Annotated in this window: 15 protein-coding genes; 9 read left to right on the forward strand and 6 right to left on the reverse strand. The window is 46.8% G+C overall.

Annotated elements, in window-relative coordinates:
- The first annotated feature begins 46 nt into the window (after positions 1–46).
- The 3 genes from polA to ACP7IZ_RS08320 all read left to right on the forward strand — a co-directional run bounded on the left by polA (position 47) and on the right by ACP7IZ_RS08320 (position 4,318).
- Positions 47–2,848: a DNA polymerase I gene (gene polA, locus ACP7IZ_RS08310; RefSeq protein ID WP_426848693.1), complete on the forward strand. Its 2,802-nt coding sequence runs from the start codon at positions 47–49 to the stop codon at positions 2,846–2,848.
- Between the two features lie 4 nt (positions 2,849–2,852).
- Entirely contained in the window at positions 2,853–3,473 is a 621-nt protein-coding gene (locus ACP7IZ_RS08315) for an SCO family protein (RefSeq protein ID WP_006115926.1), read from the forward strand.
- A 98-nt stretch (positions 3,474–3,571) separates the two neighbouring features.
- On the forward strand, positions 3,572–4,318 hold the full coding sequence (locus ACP7IZ_RS08320; RefSeq protein ID WP_426848694.1) for a lysophospholipid acyltransferase family protein: 747 nt from the start codon (positions 3,572–3,574) through the stop codon (positions 4,316–4,318).
- Positions 4,319–4,386: 68 nt separating this feature from the next.
- Here the strand turns inward: ACP7IZ_RS08320 and proP are convergent, their stop codons facing one another.
- Positions 4,387–5,847 (reverse strand): glycine betaine/L-proline transporter ProP, encoded by a 1,461-nt coding sequence (gene proP / locus ACP7IZ_RS08325; RefSeq protein ID WP_426848695.1) that lies wholly within the window; start codon positions 5,845–5,847, stop codon positions 4,387–4,389.
- A gap of 350 nt (positions 5,848–6,197) precedes the next feature.
- Here proP and ACP7IZ_RS08330 point away from each other — a divergent pair, with 350 nt between their 5' ends.
- Complete coding sequence (locus ACP7IZ_RS08330) at positions 6,198–6,530, forward strand: hypothetical protein (protein WP_426848696.1); 333 nt, start codon at positions 6,198–6,200, stop codon at positions 6,528–6,530.
- A 197-nt stretch (positions 6,531–6,727) separates the two neighbouring features.
- Here ACP7IZ_RS08330 and cydB read toward each other — a convergent pair whose 3' ends face one another.
- Positions 6,728–7,744, reverse strand: coding sequence for a cytochrome d ubiquinol oxidase subunit II (gene cydB, locus ACP7IZ_RS08335; RefSeq protein WP_426848697.1), 1,017 nt, complete (start codon positions 7,742–7,744; stop codon positions 6,728–6,730).
- Positions 7,745–7,749: 5 nt separating this feature from the next.
- Positions 7,750–9,183: a cytochrome ubiquinol oxidase subunit I gene (locus tag ACP7IZ_RS08340; protein WP_426848698.1), complete on the reverse strand. Its 1,434-nt coding sequence runs from the start codon at positions 9,181–9,183 to the stop codon at positions 7,750–7,752.
- A gap of 335 nt (positions 9,184–9,518) precedes the next feature.
- On the opposite strand from ACP7IZ_RS08340, the gene ACP7IZ_RS08345 reads away from it, so the two are divergent.
- From ACP7IZ_RS08345 to ACP7IZ_RS08360, 4 genes are all read left to right on the forward strand, one after another.
- On the forward strand, positions 9,519–10,550 hold the full coding sequence (locus tag ACP7IZ_RS08345) for a Dyp-type peroxidase (protein ID WP_426848699.1): 1,032 nt from the start codon (positions 9,519–9,521) through the stop codon (positions 10,548–10,550).
- A gap of 1 nt (position 10,551) precedes the next feature.
- Complete coding sequence (locus ACP7IZ_RS08350; RefSeq protein ID WP_426848700.1) at positions 10,552–11,346, forward strand: family 1 encapsulin nanocompartment shell protein; 795 nt, start codon at positions 10,552–10,554, stop codon at positions 11,344–11,346.
- A 432-nt stretch (positions 11,347–11,778) separates the two neighbouring features.
- Positions 11,779–13,269 carry an amino acid permease gene (locus ACP7IZ_RS08355; protein WP_426848702.1) on the forward strand — a complete coding sequence of 497 codons (1,491 nt, stop codon included), beginning with the start codon at positions 11,779–11,781 and terminating at the stop codon, positions 13,267–13,269.
- On the forward strand, positions 13,269–14,261 hold the full coding sequence (locus ACP7IZ_RS08360; protein ID WP_426848703.1) for a hypothetical protein: 993 nt from the start codon (positions 13,269–13,271) through the stop codon (positions 14,259–14,261). Before ACP7IZ_RS08355 ends, ACP7IZ_RS08360 begins: the two co-directional genes overlap by 1 nt.
- Before the next feature lie 172 nt (positions 14,262–14,433).
- Here ACP7IZ_RS08360 and ACP7IZ_RS08365 read toward each other — a convergent pair whose 3' ends face one another.
- Positions 14,434–14,823, reverse strand: coding sequence for a tautomerase family protein (locus tag ACP7IZ_RS08365; RefSeq protein ID WP_426848705.1), 390 nt, complete (start codon positions 14,821–14,823; stop codon positions 14,434–14,436).
- 37 nt (positions 14,824–14,860) lie between these two features.
- The gene (locus tag ACP7IZ_RS08370) at positions 14,861–16,213 is read right to left on the reverse strand and encodes an aspartate aminotransferase family protein (protein WP_426848706.1); all 1,353 of its coding nucleotides are present in this window, start codon (positions 16,211–16,213) and stop codon (positions 14,861–14,863) included.
- 133 nt (positions 16,214–16,346) lie between these two features.
- On the opposite strand from ACP7IZ_RS08370, the gene ACP7IZ_RS08375 reads away from it, so the two are divergent.
- On the forward strand, positions 16,347–17,756 hold the full coding sequence (locus tag ACP7IZ_RS08375) for a PLP-dependent aminotransferase family protein (protein WP_426848707.1): 1,410 nt from the start codon (positions 16,347–16,349) through the stop codon (positions 17,754–17,756).
- A gap of 53 nt (positions 17,757–17,809) precedes the next feature.
- On the opposite strand, the gene ACP7IZ_RS08380 is transcribed toward ACP7IZ_RS08375, so the two are convergent.
- Positions 17,810–19,072, reverse strand: coding sequence for a M20 family metallo-hydrolase (locus ACP7IZ_RS08380; protein ID WP_426848708.1), 1,263 nt, complete (start codon positions 19,070–19,072; stop codon positions 17,810–17,812).
- Positions 19,073–19,107: the final 35 nt, after the last annotated feature.

The raw sequence follows: 19,107 nt of genomic DNA on the forward strand, positions 1-19,107 counted from the left end.
TGGCTTTCTTTCTGCCTTCCCTTCCGCTTACACGGTTTGCATCAGTATGACAGAAACACCCCATCTGGTTCTGGTAGATGGCAGCGGTTTTATTTTCCGCGCCTTTCATGCCCTCCCGCCCATGACCAGCCCAGAAGGTGTGCCCGTAAATGCCGTTTACGGCTTTACCACCATGCTGGCCCGTTTGCTTAAAGATCATGTAGGCACCCATCTGGCTGTGTTGTTTGATGCCAGCCGCCAGACATTCCGTTCAGAAATTTATCCACAGTATAAAGCACACCGGCCCGAACCGCCTGAAGACCTGCGCCCCCAGTTCTGCCTGATCAGGGAGGCCACGCAGGCCTTCAATGTGCCGGGCATCGAACTGCCCGGATGGGAAGCAGATGATCTTATTGCATCCTACGCAACAGCCATTCGGGCACAGGGCGGTACCTGCACCATTGTTTCTTCAGACAAAGATCTAATGCAATTGGTGGGGGATGGCGTTTGCATGCTGGACCCAATCAAGCAAACACCTGTTGGTCCTGCAGAAGTGGAAACCAAATTTGGGGTGCCCCCTACAAAAGTAGTAGATGTACAGGCCCTGATGGGAGACCCCACAGATAACGTTCCCGGTGTGCCCGGTATTGGCCCCAAAACAGCAGCAGCCCTTGTGCAGGAATATGGCACACTGGAAGCTGTTTTGAATGCCGCGCCGGAAATGAAAAAATCCAAGCGGCGTGATATGCTGATTGAACACGCCGAAGCCGCTCGCGTTTCTCTGCAATTGGTAACACTTGCTACAGATGTCCCCCTCCCCGTGCCGGTAGATGAGCTCAACACGCGTGAGCCAGACATGCTGGTGCTGGCAGACTGGCTGGACCGCATGGGCTTTCGCTCCATCCTCAGCCGTATGGGGCTTGGGCACCCCTCTGGCGCCCACGCACATCGTGCAGCAAAAAAGGTGGCTGCAGCATCTGTTGCCGGAGCCACCACGCCTGCTGATGCCGCGCCAACCGCCGATGCTTCTGTGCTTTCTGCGCCATATCATGACTATGAAACCGTACGCACAGCAGAAACTTTGCAAAAATGGATCAGCACAGCGCAGGAAGCCGGTATCTGTGCCGTTGATACAGAAACAGATGGGTTGGACCCGCTGGCGGCTAATATTGTTGGGTTTTCCATTGCAACGGCTCCGGGCAAAGCCTGCTATGTGCCATTAAAACATGAAGGCACTCTGGAAGCTCCCACGGGTGAACAACTTGCTGTTGATGCGGCCCTTAAACTTCTGGCGCCGCTTTTGCAGGATGATGCCGTTTTAAAGATCTTCCATAACGCCAAGTTTGATCTGCTCATTCTGGATCATGCGGGCATTCCACTTTCCAGCATCACCGCAGTTGATGACACTATGCTGATCTCTTACAGCCAGTCTGCTGGGTTGCATGGGCAAGGTATGGATGAGCTTTCTAACCTGCATTTAAGCCATACGCCCATTACGTATGACAGTGTGACCGGCACAGGCCGTAACCGCGTGCCTTTTGCGCAAGTTCCTGTTGAAACAGCGACCAAATATGCGGCTGAAGATGCCGATGTGACCTTGCGCCTCTGGTATGTGCTGCACCCCACGCTACGCACCAACAAGGCGCTGGCGCTTTATGAGCAGATTGAACGCCCGCTTTCAGTCATCCTGGCCGATATGGAAAAAGCTGGCATTGCTGTAGATCGTGCAGAGCTTGATCGGCTTTCCAAAGATTTTGAAGCCCGTATGCAGGGCATGGAAAACGATATTTACGAAGCCGCCGGGCGCCAGTTCAATATCGGCTCCCCCAAACAATTGGGGGAAATCCTGTTTGACGAAATGGGCCTGAAAGGTGGCAAACGCGGCAAGGCCGGAGCGTGGAGCACAGATTCCTCTGTATTGCAGGATCTGGCCGACCAAGGGCATGATCTGCCTGCGCGTATTTTAGCCTGGAGACAACTTGCCAAGCTGAAATCCACTTATACAGATGCGCTCTTGCGCCAAGCCGGGCGGGATGACCGCGTACATACATCTTTCCAAATGGCTATCACCTCCACCGGGCGCTTATCTTCGACTGACCCCAACTTGCAAAATATTCCAGTGCGAACGGAAGAAGGCACACGCATCCGGCAGGCCTTTATCGCGCCCCCCGGCAAGAAGCTGATTTCTGCTGACTATTCGCAAATCGAACTGCGGCTACTGGCCGATGTTGCCAATATTCCAGCATTGCGTGAAGCTTTTCAGCTCGGGCAGGATATTCACGCCCGCACGGCATCGGAAGTGTTCAATATCCCGCTCGAGGGTATGGATGCCCTTACGCGGCGGCGCGCAAAAGCCATTAATTTTGGTATTATTTACGGCATTTCAGCCTTTGGGCTAGGCAAACAGCTTGGCATTCCTGCAGGTGAAGCACGCACTTATATAGATGCCTATTTTGCCCGTTACCCCGGCATTCGTGATTACATGGAACGCATGCGGGGAGAAGCACGTACCCATGGCTATGTTCTCACGCCTTTTGGCCGCCGCTGCTATGTGCCGGGCATTCATGAAAAAAGTGCTGCCAGACGCCAATATGCCGAGCGGCAAGCTATCAATGCTCCCTTACAAGGGGGTGCGGCAGACATTATAAAACGCGCCATGGTGCATTTGCCGCTGGCTCTGCAAAAAGCAGGCTTTGGCGCAACACGCATGCTCCTGCAGGTGCATGATGAACTGTTATTTGAAACAGATGAATCAGACGCTAAAGCTGTGGCGGAAATTATTAAAAACGTTATGGAAGCAGCAGCAGATCTTGCTGTTCCGCTGGTTGTAGAAACCGGAATAGGCCAAAATTGGGCGGAGGCACATTAAGACCATGACACCGGCTGGAAAACGTATAGCCCTCATGACCTTTGGCGTGCTGGCTCTGGCAGCCGCCGGAGGCTACACGGCCACTCATCTGGCCTTAAAACACGGCGTGCAACTGAACACTTATGGTAACGAGGTGGGAGGCTCCTTCCGCCTGATGGATTCCACAACTGGCACCATGACGGATCAGACCTTCCGTAACCGTTGGATGCTTGTTCTGTTTGGCGCCACACACTGCGCAGAAGACGCCTGCGCCCCTGCCCTGCGCAATATGTCTGCCGCATTGGATCAGGTAGAAGGTGGCAGGCACAACGCTGTTATCATTTTTGTAAGCCTTGACCCAGACAGAGATGATGCAGAACGCCTACGCCAGTATGGTGAAAGTATTGGCCCGCGTATTGTAAGCGGCACAGCAGCACCCTTTGCTTTGGCTGATCTGGCAAAGGAATATCATGCCCCTATTGAAAAGGTGCCAGATCCTGAATGGACATATACCATGCGGATGTCTCCACAGTTTGTGGTGATGGGGCCGGAAGTGCGTTACAAGGGAATGGTTGATGCCCGTGCAGATAGCGCCCATATGGCAGCGGACCTACGCCGTATTATGCAATCTCAGAACGGTGAATAATCTGCTCTAAATATGCATGACGCCATGCCCTATACACCGTGGCGTCATGTATGTGTTCTGCATGTCTTTTCTTCTTGCCAGAGCTGTACTGTATTCTCATGTCATTGTTCTCAAAACTTGGTACCAGCTTACGGTTTTATGCATCACTTGCCGTTATTGGTATTATTTTTCTGGCGCTGGATGCAGGATCTTTCCTTCTTCGGCACGCTTTGCCAGAAGGGCCAAAACGCCGCAAAATAGGCCAAGCATGGCTATGCTTCATGGCGCGGCTTGCCGTGCGTTATCTTGAAGCTACCAATATTTTGGAATGTGACCTAACAGAGCTCAATACACTTAAAAACGTTCCCAACATTATACTGGTTGCCAACCACCCTTCACGGTTGGATAGCCTTATTCTGGCCTCTGCCTTGCCGCATCTGGTTTGCGTGACCAAAGCCTCCATTTGGGAGCGCCCAACCTTGGGCAGCACGTTACGCACTGCGGGCTATATCCGGCATGATAGCCTTTTGCGGCTTATTGGCCCTGCCTCTGAACGTCTGCAAGAAGGCAATCAGTTACTATTGTTTCCCGAGGGCACGCGCTCCCGCGCAGGAACAGAACCCAGCCCCATGCAGCCAGGCTTTGCTGCTATTGCCCAGCGCACACGCCTGCCAGTGCAGACCATTTTGATCAAAACAGATTCACCCTATCTTTCGCAGGGTTGGTCTTTTCTAAAACAGCCGCCCCTGCCCATGCGTTACCAGATACAAACTGGCCCGTGCTTTCCCGCTCCTACCAGAGATGAAGCCAGTGGCCGCGCATTACTTGAGACTGTTGAAAACTGGCTAAAAGACCATCTGACTTAAATGCAAAACAGGCCCAGCATGAGAGTTTCATGCTGGGCCTGCATTATACGGAGTGTGCCTGCTTTACCTTATTCCTGAGGAATAGACGGTAACGTAGAATCCACTGTGATAGGGTGATCCCCCTGAAGGATCTTTTTAACTTCAGCCTCGCTCCCCACTGCGGGTGGTGATCCACGCAAAGGCATACAGGCGGTTTCCTTTACTGTCAGCATTGTCACAATACCAATAACCCCTGCAAACATGAGATAATATGCAGGCATCAGCAAATTACCCGTATGCCCAACCAGCCATGCTGTTACCAGCGGTGTTGTGCCGCCAAACATTGAAACAGATACGTTAAACGCCATGGAAAGCGCCGTATATCTGATAGGGGTATAAAAAAGTGCTGGCAGAGTAGAAGGCATGCTGCTGGTAAAACAAACAAGTGCCAGGCCAAGCAGCATCAAGCCCAAAAAGATCAACCAATCATTCCCGCTCTGCAAAAGCAGAACAGAAGGAATAGATAGAACCAAAAGGGCAACACAGGCCCCAATAATCATTGGTCGGCGGCCCAGTTTATCGCTTAAATACCCACCCATAACATTCAGTGGCATCATCATCAGCATGACGATGATAATCAGCAAAAGACCTTTGCTTTCGGCGTATCCCAAAGCAACCGTTAAATAGCTGGGAATGTATGTCAGCAACATGTAATCGGTTACGTTAAATACCAGAACAAGGCCCATACACTTTAGCAACTGCCGCCAATGCACACGCAGCAGTTCACCCCAGCCCGGCTTTTCATCATCTCGCTGCGCGGCCTGTTCGGCATATGCCTGAAAAGCTGGCGTTTCTTCTAGCCGGGAGCGCATATACACACCCAAAAGCCCTAGAGGGCCTGCAATTAAAAAGGGAATACGCCATCCCCATTGCAGCATGGCCGTATGGCTAAGGCCAATTTGCAAGGCTGTTACAATACCAGCGCCTGCCACATAACCAGCCAGAGTGCCAAACTCCAGCCAACTGCCCATAAGCCCCCGATTTTTATCGGTAGAATATTCCGCAATAAAGGTGGCTGCCCCGGCATACTCACCGCCGGTTGAGAACCCCTGCACCAAACGGGCCAGCAGCAATAGCAAAGGCGCCCATAAACCAATTTGAGCATAAGACGGAATAAGGCCAATGGAGAAAGTGCCGATTGCCATTGCAATCATTGTAAAAGCCAACACTTTCTGGCGGCCGTACTTATCTCCCAGCGGTCCAAAAACCATACCGCCAAGAGGCCGCACCAAAAATGCTACGGTAAACGTAGCAAAAGTTGCAATCAGACGGGTGGCAGCATCATCCGATGGAAAAAAGACCTGCCCCAGCGTGACAGCAATATACCCATAGACACCAAAGTCGAACCACTCCATGGCATTACCCAAAGCAGCTGCGCCTACTGCCTTGTTTAACATCTGGGCATCAACAACAGTAATGTCCTGCGGCTTCATCTGTTTACGGCGCTTAAACCAACCAAAATGCGCGTGCGCCGTTCCAGAATCCTTCATAAAATATTCCCTCACCTCTTATTTCATACGTAATGTGCATCTAAAATATTATCATTATGTAGAAATTTATTCAATATTTTTCTAAGTTATACTATTTTATGAGATTTCATGCGATATATTCATTTATATATTTAAAATCAATACTTTAAATTACGTAAATAAACCCAGAGTGTATAAAACAAACCGATAGATCAGAGACGAAATACCAATACGAAGGTTGCATTTTTTGAATGAAAAATTTTTGCGCTCCCAGAGGAACGTCTCATAGTCATGAGCGGTTATAAGAAGGCTTCTGTTTTGATAGGCCCATCCTCTCTCACCTGCCTATACTCAGCAAAGAGAAAGCCCTCATGTCACGCATAAACCAAATCATATATACTGGAATGGCTTTGGGATGCCTGATACTGCCAGCTTTGGCGCACAGCGCTCCTAAACAGCAGAAGCCTACCCCCATGCCGCAATCTTCCATTTATTCTGATGGAACGGGTAATAATATGGTCGATAAGCTTAATAACGCTCAGCTCAATCAAAATTACCGGGGGCCTTACTACTTTCCTGGGCAAAAAATCCCGCCCTTTAAAAGCACACCACGCAATCAATTAGAAAATGCTGAAGATTTTTCCAAAACAGACAAAAATAATCCTGTAAAACAACAAAGAGAAAATACTGCTATCTCAAAATAAAATACAATCGTTAAGCTATCCCCCTATTTATAATTTAAAATAGGGGGAATTAAAGCCCAATTTATTTCGGGATCATCAGGTGTAACAAAGAAGCCCCAGCAACAAATACTATGGTGCTCAATGTCCAGATCGCCACAAACCATCCAATCCGTGCCCCAATATTTTTTGGGGCACCATCTCCATTTCCCTGAACAATTTTAGTGATAGCCATCTGTTTCCGTTACCTTTCCGCGAAACACACGATAGGAATAAATTGTGTAGGTTAGGATAATCGGCAGCAGAATAACTGTGCCAACAAGCTGGAACAATTGGCTACTTGGAGGAGCAGAAACATCCCAAAGTGTCAGACCTGGCGGAACAATATAAGGCCAAACCGTAATCCCCAAACCGGAAAGGCATAAAAAGAACCAGCCCAGAGCACATAAAAACGGGCCCTTGGAATGCTCATGCCGCAAACCACGCACAAACAGCACACCCAACACAGCTACAAGAACTGGCACAGGAAGAACAAAAACGACATTTGGCCAATCTGTCCAACGGCGCAAATAAGGTGCATGCAAAAGTGGCGTCCAAAGGCTTACTGCAATAATCCCTAGAAACAGCCCTATGGCCAATTTACTGGCCCAGCGGCGGCAAGAAGCTTCCAGCACTCCGGTAGTGCGCCAGATCAGCCAGGTTGCCCCCAACAAGGCGTAACCACACATCACGGCTATACCGCATAGAATACTAAACGGTGTCAGCCAATCAAACGCGCTTCCGGCAAAAGCTCCATCAACAACTTTTACGCCCTGAACAACACCTCCAAGAATGGCACCCTGACAGAACGCCGCAATACCAGACCCGAGCATGAAACCAACATTCCACAATGTCTCACGGCCTGTGCCATGCGTCATGACCCGGAATTCAAATGCCACACCACGAAAAATCAGCGCCAACAACATAAGAATGATCGGGAGGTAAAACGCCGGCAGAAGCGTGCCATACGCCCCGGGGAATACGCCGTAAAGCACAGCCCCACCAAGTACCATCCATGTTTCATTGCCATCCCATACCGGCGCAATGGTGCTGACCATTACATTCCGGCGGCCTGGGTCCCGCTCCAATGCAAACAGCATACCGATACCAAGATCAAAACCATCCAGAATGACGTAGATCGAAATAGCCGCCACCAAGATAACGGCCCATATAACCGGGAGCCAATATGTAAGATCCATTATACTCAAGCTCCTTTGCCAGAAGAAGATTCAATAACTTCCGGATGCATGCGTTCTGCCAAAATATCGGATGCATTTGCGGAACTTGCTTCTGGCTCTCCCTCTTGCGGCTCATGCCCTAATTGGCGCACCAAAATGCCAATGCCAGACCCAAACACAATGACATACACCACAACAAAAGCTGTCATTGTTACAGCCATGCTTGGCAGCATAATTGGTGAAACGCTCTGTGATGTTCTTAGAAGACCATAAACAGTCCAAGGCTGCCGCCCCACTTCCGTAGTGACCCAACCGCAGAGCAGGGCCAGAAAACCAGCCGGAGCCATACACACCGCAACACGATGAAACACAGCATTTGTAAACAAGGTGCGTGTGCGCCGCAGCCACAGAGACCAGAAGCCAACCAGCATCATGAGCACACCAAGCGCAACCATGATACGAAAGGAAAAGAAAATAACCTGTGAAGGCGGACGTTGATCGCGCGGGAAGTCTTTCAGCCCCGGTACTTTACCTTCCAGACTATGTGTTAAAATCAGAGAACCCAGCAGCGGAACTTTTACTGCATAATCCGTGTGCTCGGTTTTCATGTTGGGGATGCCAAACAAAAGCTCTGGCGCGCGGGCCGTAGAATCCCAATCCCCTTCCATAGCTGCAATTTTTGCTGGCTGATATTTCAGGGTATTCAGGCCATGCGCATCACCCGCCATAATCTGTAGCGGGGCCACAATAGCTGCCATCCACATGGCCATGGAAAACATGGTGCGCACTGGAGCCGTAGCCGTTTTTCCTTCACGCCGCGCCTTAAGCATGTGCCACGCACCTGTTGCGCCAACAATAAAGGCAACAGACAAAAAGGCTGCCAACCCCATATGCACCAGCCGGAAAGGGAAGGACGGATTAAAGATAATAGCCAGCCAATCTGCTGGCAGAAAACGCCCAGTTGCGGGGTCTATCATATAGCCACGCGGCGTTTGCATCCATGAGTTGGAAGAAAGAATCCACGTCATAGAAATTAAAGTGCCTACCGATACGCAGCATGTGGCGGCAAAGTGCAGTTTACGCCCCACCTTGTTCATGCCGAACAGCATGATGCCTAGAAATCCAGCTTCAAGAAAAAATGCTGTCATAACTTCATAAGACAAAAGAACCCCGGTAATGGGGCCTGCCTTTTGAGAAAAAACCGACCAGTTCGTGCCGAATTCATACGACATCACCAGACCGGACACGACACCCATACCAAAAACGATCGAAAATACCTTGACCCAGTATCGATACAGATCAAGAAAAACAGAACGTCCGGTTTTCAGCCAGCATCCTTCCAATACAGCCAAGTAAGCTGCCAGCCCGATTGAAAAGGCCGGAAAGATGATATGAACACCTACAGTAAAGGCAAACTGGAAGCGCGCCAAAAGAAGCGCAATATCATGCGCAGGTTGCATAGGTTCTTTCCAAACTTATAATTAGTGGTATTTTGACCGAAATTTGACGTTGGATACCAACAAAAATTCTATCTATACGTCATAAATGCTATAATCACGCATTATACACCGGAAATAACACCTCCATGATTTGGCATTTAAACTAAATCAACAGAAAGTGTTCGTCCAAGACCTTTTGTTTATCTTATGATAAAAGATACTTATCATGAAAATTTATTATCCGATGGATGTGTTTATTTGATACCACCTTCCATCTTGCCTCAAATATTCATCTGCCTATGCTAGGCATCAGTCGTGATTATATAACGCGTGATGCATTCAGGAGTTCCCTCACAGTGGTTACACCGCAGCCAGTTGATACGAAATTAACACAATCAGCCCTTTTTCTTGTGATGACCCTGAATGATGCCCCTACAGTTCGCACTCAGGTTTTAGATCTCCTTGGCGATATTTCTTCACTTGTGCGAGGTGTTGGGTTTCGTATTCCAGATGGCAAATTAAGTTGCATTACCGGTATTGGATCAAACGCATGGGATCTGCTTTTTGGGGCTCCTCGCCCAAAGGAACTCCATCCTTTTCAGGAAATTAACGGTGTGCACCATGCCCCCTCCACACCGGGAGATCTTCTGTTCCATATCCGTGCCACGCGTATGGATTTATGCTTTGAGATGGCAACAGCCCTGACTTCCCGCTTGGAAGGCGCTGCAACAGTTGTAGATGAAGTGCATGGTTTTAAATATTTTGATGCACGAGATCTGCTTGGTTTTGTTGATGGCACCGAAAATCCAACAGGACAGGCTGCGTTTGCGGCAACAGTTATTGGAGATGAAGATCCATCCTTTACGGGTGGAAGTTACGTTATTGTGCAGAAATATCTGCATGACCTGAAAAAATGGAATGCCATCCCAACTGAAGTTCAGGAACACATCATTGGCCGCAAAAAAGTATCCGACATAGAGTTGCCCGAAGCAGCCAAGCCCAGCTACGCGCACAATGTTCTTACAAACATTGAAGAAAACGGACAGCAACTTCAGATTGTACGTGACAACATGCCTTTTGGAGAAGTGGGTAAAGGAGAGTTTGGCACATACTTTATTGGCTATGCGCGTTCTCCTGCACGCACAGAGCAGATGTTACAAAATATGTTTATCGGCAAGCCTCTTGGCAATTACGATAGAATTCTGGATGTAAGCACAGCGGTAACCGGGTCACTTTTCTTCATTCCCACAAGTGAATTCCTTGACGATGCTCCCAACATGAGCACAGAAAATACGCAGGCATCTCCAGAACCAGCATCTGCTCCTCAAAACACAAAACCTCTTCACGGTTCCCTTGGAATTGGATCATTAAACAATAAGGACGCCTGAAATGAACAATCTGCATAAACATCTTGCACCCATTTCCCATGCTGCCTGGGCCGAAATTGAACAGGAAGCTTCTCGCACAATCTGCCGCAATCTGGCCGGACGGCGCGTGGTTGATACACCAGAACCAAAAGGCACAGCATTTTCCAGCGTTGGCACTGGCCGCAACAAACAAATCAGCTCCCTGAGCGATGGCATACAGGCCGTACAGCGCGAAGTGCTTCCCCTTGTGGAACTGCGGGTCCCCTTTACCTTATCCCGCGAAGAAATTGATGCTGTAGAGCGTGGCTCTCTGGATTCTGATTGGCAGCCCGTTAAGGATGCTGCCCAGAAAATTGCTTTTGCAGAGGATCGTGCCATTTTTGATGGCTATGCCGCTGCCGGGATTACAGGTATTCGGCAGGGATCATCTAACCCACATACAAAACTGCCCGCTTCTGCAAAAGATTATCCGCATGCCATTACTACTGCATTGGATACCTTGCGTCTTGCTGGCGTAAATGGCCCCTATTCTCTTGTTCTCGGCACCAAAGCCTATCAGGCTGTAAGCGGTGGTGATGATGTTGGCTACCCTGTTCTCAAGCATATTGAGAGCCTGATTGAAGGTGAACCCATCTGGGCTCCGGCTATTGAAGGTGCTTTTGTTATCTCCAAACGTGGTGGGGATTTGCAGCTTGATATCGGGCAGGACTTTTCCATCGGCTATCTAAGCCATACGGCAGAAACCGTTGAACTGTATCTTCAGGAAAGCTTTACGTTCCGTGTGCTGACAAGCGAAGCAACTGTCTGCATCGAGTAACTTTTTGAGGAGGTGTCGTGCCATTTACAATAGAATGGTAACGACACTTCACTTAAACACCCAATAAATATCAGCATTTATCATATTTTATAAATTAACTATTTATTCGTATTTAGCAAAAACAAATCTTGATTTAGATATTATAATATATTTTCAACTTCGATATATAATATATAAAAAAATTTTTACTTTGCGTTCTACATTTTAATTTAAGTAAATGCGATAATACTCACTTACGAAACCCATATATATTTAAATAATACATATTGAGTTTATTTTTGTAAAACAATTTATACATCAACTCTGTGGCATTTCGATTCTGTAATGACTTCCCAGATCTTGCGATTACTGTTATTGCATTATCGAAACAAGGTGCGTTCCATAAAATATATTGCAGATTTCGCACTGTCTGTTGTCATGGAGATAGAAATTTTGGACACAAAAACTTCTTCATCCCACCCCCTTCAACAGACTTCAGAAGGATACAAACAAGCTTTAGGCAAACGTCAGATCCAAATGATCTCTATCGGAGGCGCTATTGGAACTGGTCTTTTTCTTGGTGCGGGAAGCAGGCTTCAAGCTGTAGGGCCTTCTCTCGCAATAGTTTACCTAGTTTGCGGTATTTTTTCCTTTCTTATGCTCAGAGCACTGGGGGAATTGGTTATGTACCGGCCTACCAGCGGTAGTTTTGTTTCCTATGCGCTGGAATTTCTAGGGCCTCGTGCTTCTTATGTAGCAGGTGCGCTTTCATTCTTCAGTTGGGCCATGACGGGCATTGTCGATATTACCGCCATAGCCCTTTACATGCATTTCTGGGGTGTATTTGCTGCTGTTCCGCAATGGGTTATGGCGTTTATGGCCCTTATGGTTATTACATCAATGAATCTGATTGGTGTAAAATGGTTTGGCGAGATGGAATTCTGGTTCTCGCTTATTAAAGTTGCAGCGCTTTTAATTTTTCTTGTTGTTGGAAGTGCTATTTTAGGCCTGCGCGTTCCGATTGATGGGCATACGACCGGCCTACAGTTGATTACTGAGCATGGAGGCCTGTTCCCTCATGGAGCCCTTCCTGCACTTGCCCTGATGCAAGGCGTTGTATTCGCCTATTTCGGCATTGAGATGATTGGCACTGCCGCTGGTGAATGCCAGAATGTGCGCGAAATCCTGCCATCTGCCATTAACAATGTTATTTGGCGGATCATTATTTTTTACGTTGGCACCGTTACTCTTCTTGTGCTGCTTCTGCCATGGTCCTCTTATCAGGCAGGTATTAGCCCATTTGTAACATTTTTTTCCAAACTCGGTATTCCGGGGGTGGATTCCCTTATGAACATTGTGGTGCTAACCGCAGCACTCTCCAGCCTGAACTCAGGCCTCTATTCCACAGGTAGAGTGCTTCGAGCTCTGGCACTCAACGGTTCTGCGCCACGTTACCTATCATATATGAACAAACAATCTGTTCCAGCAGCAGCCATTCTCACAACTGTTGCCATTTATCTGGTTGGTGTTGGATTAAATTACCTCTTGCCATCACAAATTTTCGAAATCGTACTCAACATGGCATCTCTGGGGATTATCAGCACATGGTGTTTTATTCTCTTATGCCAGATCAAATTACGTCAGGCCATTAAGGCAGGTCGTATTGCCCCTACGGGTTTTGCAATGCCCGGTGCCCCTTTTACATCTTGGTTAAGTATTGTGTTTTTCCTTTGCATTTTACTGCTGATGGCACTGGATTACCCAACCGGCACCATGTCTATCGCTGCCATTCCATTATTGGCTCTTGTGCTGATTATTGGATGGAAGACCTCCAACCAGAAACCACAGAATATTGTTCCACAAACGCTCTCCTCAGTGGAACTTACTGATGATGCAGGCTTTCCATGTGCGGAAAACAATCAAGTTTCCAAGGAGCACATTTGATGAGCACTATTTTCAGGTATCTTTCTGATAAATCTCTGCGTTTTCTTCTGCCCCTTGCCCTATCTGCCATCACTGTAAGCACATATTCTCACAGCGCATGCGCGGCCGATCAATGGTACACTGGGTCTCTAGTTTCTCCTTCAGGCCCCCTCTCTAAACAGGGCATGTTTCTTTTAGAACCTTATATGTACTACTCTGTGCCTTCAGGTATGATCGGTCCGCACAATAACAATGTGCCCATGTCCTCCCCGCGTCAGCAATCGGTTACCAGCTTTACCATTTACCGATACGCCTTAACGGATTACCTGAGCATTCAGACCACGCCAGCCATCAGCTACCGGTGGAAGCATGGAGATACAACCAGTAGCGGCCTGAAAATTGGAGATGTGCCAGTTGATCTCATGTGGCGCTATCTTACGGCAGACCCCAAACGGTTTATTCCCACACTCAACCTTATTACCGGCGTTTCTTTTCCTACGGGTGATTACTCTCACCTAGGACGCTCACAGGATGGCGTTGGCAGCGGCGTTTACACATATCGCGCAACATTAACTGAACAATCCACATACACCATGCCCAATAACCATGAGCTGCGGTTACGGTTATGGGCAACCTTCCGGCGCGCTCTTAATTCTGCTCATCTAAGAGATGTTACCAGTTATGGCACCACACGCGGTTTTCGCGGTCATGGACAGCCCGGCATGTATGGTGAAGCAGGGTTTTCCTTGGAATATGGCATTACACAGAGATGGGTTTTTGCAATTGACGTGGCACGAGATTGGGCTAATGGCACCCGCTTAAAAGGCCATTATACTTCTGGTTTGAAAGTAGATGAACTGAGTTCCGGTTCGGGAGATTGGCAGGTTGCCCCAGCGCTAGAATACAACTGGACACCTAATTATGGCGTTATTGCTGGTGTTTCCGTGTATTATGCGGGGCATAACACATCCCGCGTTGTATCACCACAATTTGCCTTTAATGCATTATACTAACTGGCACTACAGAACTCAGGTCATTTCCCTTATTCATGATTTTCCTACAAAAACCCCCACTCATGAGTGGGGGTTTTTCTTCAGCGCCTTTCAGTAAATTCTTATTTCCCTGCAGCACTGTCTGGCAGCGCATAGGAATAGGCAGATGAGTTGTATAATACAAATAATAACCTTAGAGTTCGCCCGTTAAGAATTGCGCGCGCCCATATCCAAAGCTCCAATGTTCAGCAGAATTTTCCACAACAGAAACCATTAAATCTGACGACTCTATACCGCATTTTTGCTGCAATGCTTCTGCCAACAGGCGGTAAAACTCTGCAAACTGCTCTTTAGAACGTGGCCGAGACGTAACCTGAAGCAACACAAACTTATTTGTGCGCGGAATACCCAGCCCGGTATCCTCAATAACCATATGGTTAGAATCATGTTCAGAAACAATCTGATACCGATCACGCTCTGGCACCTTAAACGCTGCCAGCATGGCCCCATGCGCAGCATCTAATAGTGTGCGAATTTCTTCTGGATTGCGGCCTTTAACAAGATGGAAGTGAAGGAGAGGCATAACAATTTCCTTATAAAACTAATTGAACAAAAAATATTTATTCACCAACAGTTTCAAGCACTTTACGGAAAGAGGCAATCATACCTCGCAATTCCTGCTCTGACACAACGAAAGGAGGACCAAAAGAAACTGTATCCCCTGTACAACGGAGTAAAAGCCCTTGGCGCAGGCCTTCTTCAAACACAGCGGACCATCGTGCACCCGTTTTGCCCTCTATTGGCTTCATATCTACGGCAGCAGTCAAACCAATGTTACGAATATCAGAGACGCAGGAAAGATCTTTTAGACTGTGTACTTCTTCTTCCAGAATAGGCTCCAGAGCACGTACACGGGCAAAAATATCTTCACTTTCCATAATATCAAGCACAACATGCCCGACAGCCGCTGCTAAAGGATGCCCAGAATATGTATATCCATGACAAAATTCTATGGCACTTTCAGGACCTGTCATAAATGTGTTGTAAATTTCATCCGTAACAATCACACCTCCCATAGGCACCACGCCATTTGTAACAGCCTTGGCAAAAGTAATGATATCTGGCTTTACACCAAATCTCTGAGCAGCAAACGGAGCCCCCATACGCCCAAACCCGGTAATAACTTCATCAAAGATAAGAAGAATACCGTTTTGTGTGCAAATTTCGCGCAAACGCTCCAAATATCCTACGGGAGGAACCAATACCCCCGTTGATCCTTGCACTGGCTCTACAATAACAGCAGCAATTGTAGAAGCATCATGCAATGCAACTAATCGCAGTAAATCTTCTGCACGTTCCGCCCCCCATGTTGGCTGACCATGTGAAAAAGCAGCATATTCTGGTTCGTACGGATGCCGGAGATGATCCACCCCTGGCATCATGCATGGCGCAAACATTTTGCGGTTGGATACAATGCCTCCAACGGACATCCCACCAAACCCAACACCATGATACCCACGCTCACGCCCTATCATACGAAAGCGGTTGCCTTCACCTTTAATACGATGAAACCCTAAGGCTACTTTCAATGCCGTATCAACAGCCTCTGAACCAGAATTCGCAAAAAACACATGATTCATCTCCTCAGGGGCGAGTGCCGCAATACGCTCAGCAAGACTTATGGCACCAGGGTGCGTCATCTGGAAACTTGGAGCAAAGTCCAAGGTTTCCACCTGTGTTTTAACAGCTTCTGCAATGCGTGGATGAGCATGCCCCAGAGGCGTACACCATAGGCCCGAAAGCGTATCCAGCAAACGCGTGCCATTGATAGACGTATAATAAATACCATCAGCTTTTGTAAGCATCTTAGGTTCTGGATTGGCACGCAATAATCTGTTGCTTGTAAAAGGTTGCCAGTAAGTGCCTTTACGCGCTTCGTTTACAGAATCAAAATTGCTGCTCATGTCTACCATAGCATGGATTCCATCATAATGATGTGTTCGAACTGCCGCCCTACACGGAAGTCAGTAAATAACCGTAACAAAATACCAAGTGTTATGATATGTACAGAATCACCATCTCATCTGGAATCTGTACAGGTATGAAATGCCCCTTTCCCACCCTCTCTTTCTTCAATCTAAATTAAGAGAAAAAGAGACGCTCACAAACAAGATTTTTCATTTTATACAAAGAGAAATTGAACAAGGGCATATAACTGCCGGAGAGCGCCTTCCTTCCATAAGAACGTTGGCAGACCTCTACTCTATCAGCCATGTAACGGCGGCTAATGTATATAATAAACTATCTGAAAATGGATATATTCAATCTAAAAACCGTAGTGGATATTATGTAACAAAAACACCTATACCACTTTCATATACACAATCATCATTCAATCCAGATTGGCTCTTACAGCATGCTTATGAAGATACATCACCACATATTAAAGCTGGGGGCGGGTGGCTTTCCGAACAACAAATATTTACATCATCTATCCAAAAATCTTTAAAACGCATTGCACAATCAAATTTAATTCCCTCTCTTATGGAATATGGAGATCCTGCTGGGTTACGACCCTTGCGAACAGATATTCGCCAACTTCTAGAGCGTAGAAATATACACACAATAGAAAACGCCATTACCCTTACACATGGAGCCAGCCAAGCTCTTGAACTTTCTTTACGGGCATGCACACAACCCGGAGACATCGTTCTGGTTGATGACCCTGGTTATTGCAACCTCTACCTTTTGCTCAAAAACCTTAACCTACATGCTGTTGGTGTTCCATACACCAAAGAGGGACCAGATATTGATGCCCTGTTAAAAATACAGCATCAAACAAAAGCCCGTGTTATGGTAACAACATCAGTTTTACATAATCCGACGGGTATTTGTACATCTCTTGATAATATTAATAAAATTAACGAAATTTCAAAAAAAATTGGTCTGATTTTGATCGAAGATAATATATTTCTTGATCTTGCACCAATTAGACAGCCCTGCTTATCACAAAATAATAGTAATGTTATACATATAGGAAGTTTTTCAAAAACTATCGGACCAGGGCTGCGGGTTGGCTATATTATTGCGCCTCCCACAATAACGCAAAAAATACTTTCTTACAAAATGTCAATTAGCCTCACAACACCACAAATAAACGAAATGATTGTACATAATATTTTAAAAAGTGGTTTATACGTTACCCATTTATCAGACTTGCGTGAACAACTCTTTCAAAACCAAAAGAAAGTATCAAATGCCCTCAAATGTTCTGGTCTCAAGATTTATAATAGACCGATGGGAGGGTTATTTATTTGGGCACGCTTTACATGTGATATATCTCCTTTAAAAATTACACAAATAGCAGCCGAAAATAATATTCTTTTAGCCCCTGGATATCTATTTCGGCCGAACCAAGCATCATCACAATGGTTTCGCTTTAACGTAACTCTCTCAGATAATAAGGAATTATATTCATTTCTAAAAAATATCACATGTGCATATTCACACAAATAAGGATGCAAGAGTGTATTCCTGCATCCTCATGAATTATTAAAATAATTTGTCTGCTACTTAGAATTCAGTGCAACATCAGCCTTTAAAATTGCGCCAAGAAGAACATTGGCTCCTTTTTCTGCATCCTCTTCCAAAATACTTTCCTCCTCATTGTGGCTAAGCCCATCTTTGCAAGGCACAAAAATCATTGCCGTTGGCGCAACATGAGCCAAATAACCTGCATCATGGCCAGGCCCGGACACGATACGACGTGCGGTATAACCCTTTTCCTGCGTTGCCTGGTCCACCATATCAATACAGGACGGATCAAAGTGAACTGCCGGAGCATCCCATATCTGCACGATATCAACTGTTACGTTATTATCTGCTGCAATTTTTTCCATCAATTCTTTAAGCTCTTGCTCCATACGCAGAACAACCGCATCATCTGGGTCTCTAATATCTACCGTGAAAAAGACTTCACTGGGGACCACGTTACTACTATTGGGTCTATTTTCAATAAGTCCTACGGTTCCTACCGCGCTGGGCCCGTGTGCTTTTGCAACTTTACTTACAGCCTCAATCATACCAGCGGCTGCAACCAATGCATCTTGCCTTAATATCATTGGTGTTGAACCTGCATGAGCATCCTTACCATGCACGGTTACCTCATACCAACGGGCTCCCTGAATACCCGTTACAATGCCTATTGTTTTGTCTTCTGATTCTAAAATAGGCCCTTGTTCAATATGTAATTCAAAATAAGCAGAAATAGGATGTTGCCCGCAAACCTCTTCCCCCCGATATCCGATGGTCTCAAGTTCATCACCAAAACGGATACCTGACCGATCTCTTTTTTCCAGAACTTCGGCTTCTGTAAAGATACCCGCAAAAACACCAGAGCACATCATAGGAGGTGAAAAGCGAGATCCTTCTTCATTTGTCCAGTTAATCAACTCAATAGGATGTCGTGTAACATATCCAGACTGATGAAGCGTACGCAAAACAGCCAAGCCACCTAATACACCCAAAATACCATCAAATTTTCCACCTGTAGGCTGTGTATCTAAATGGCTTCCCATAGTGATAGGAGGTAAATCATTATCCTGCCCAGGGCGCCGCGCAAAAAGATTACCCATGGAATCATAAGAAACTTCACACCCCAAGCTCTGACAGGTGTGCACAAACCAGTCACGCACCAGTTTGTCTTCCTTGGTTAAGGTTAAACGGCGCACACCGCCCTTTTCTGTTCCTCCGAACTTTGCCGTTTCCATCAGATCCGCCCAAAGGGCAGTGCCATCAATGTGCAGATTGCTATTTTTTACCAAATCAGACACAGATTTTCTCCTTAATATCTGACGATATATTTTAA

Origin of the sequence: Acetobacter sp. AAB5, from assembly GCF_050106715.1 — a bacterium.
GTDB lineage: Bacteria > Pseudomonadota > Alphaproteobacteria > Acetobacterales > Acetobacteraceae > Acetobacter > Acetobacter oryzifermentans.

Excerpts from the sequence above, each read along its gene's own strand:
- cydB (WP_426848697.1), bottom strand. The coding sequence starts at position 7,744 with ATGGATCTTACATATTGGCTCCCGGTTATATGGGCCGTTATCTTGGTG.
- ACP7IZ_RS08330 (WP_426848696.1), top strand. The coding sequence starts at position 6,198 with ATGTCACGCATAAACCAAATCATATATACTGGAATGGCTTTGGGATGC.
- ACP7IZ_RS08360 (WP_426848703.1), top strand. The coding sequence starts at position 13,269 with ATGAGCACTATTTTCAGGTATCTTTCTGATAAATCTCTGCGTTTTCTT.
- ACP7IZ_RS08375 (WP_426848707.1), top strand. The coding sequence starts at position 16,347 with ATGCCCCTTTCCCACCCTCTCTTTCTTCAATCTAAATTAAGAGAAAAA.
- ACP7IZ_RS08365 (WP_426848705.1), bottom strand. The coding sequence starts at position 14,823 with ATGCCTCTCCTTCACTTCCATCTTGTTAAAGGCCGCAATCCAGAAGAA.
- ACP7IZ_RS08315 (WP_006115926.1), top strand. The coding sequence starts at position 2,853 with ATGACACCGGCTGGAAAACGTATAGCCCTCATGACCTTTGGCGTGCTG.
- ACP7IZ_RS08350 (WP_426848700.1), top strand. The coding sequence starts at position 10,552 with ATGAACAATCTGCATAAACATCTTGCACCCATTTCCCATGCTGCCTGG.
- ACP7IZ_RS08370 (WP_426848706.1), bottom strand. The coding sequence starts at position 16,213 with ATGGTAGACATGAGCAGCAATTTTGATTCTGTAAACGAAGCGCGTAAA.
- polA (WP_426848693.1), top strand. The coding sequence starts at position 47 with ATGACAGAAACACCCCATCTGGTTCTGGTAGATGGCAGCGGTTTTATT.
- proP (WP_426848695.1), bottom strand. The coding sequence starts at position 5,847 with ATGAAGGATTCTGGAACGGCGCACGCGCATTTTGGTTGGTTTAAGCGC.
- ACP7IZ_RS08320 (WP_426848694.1), top strand. The coding sequence starts at position 3,572 with ATGTCATTGTTCTCAAAACTTGGTACCAGCTTACGGTTTTATGCATCA.
- ACP7IZ_RS08340 (WP_426848698.1), bottom strand. The coding sequence starts at position 9,183 with ATGCAACCTGCGCATGATATTGCGCTTCTTTTGGCGCGCTTCCAGTTT.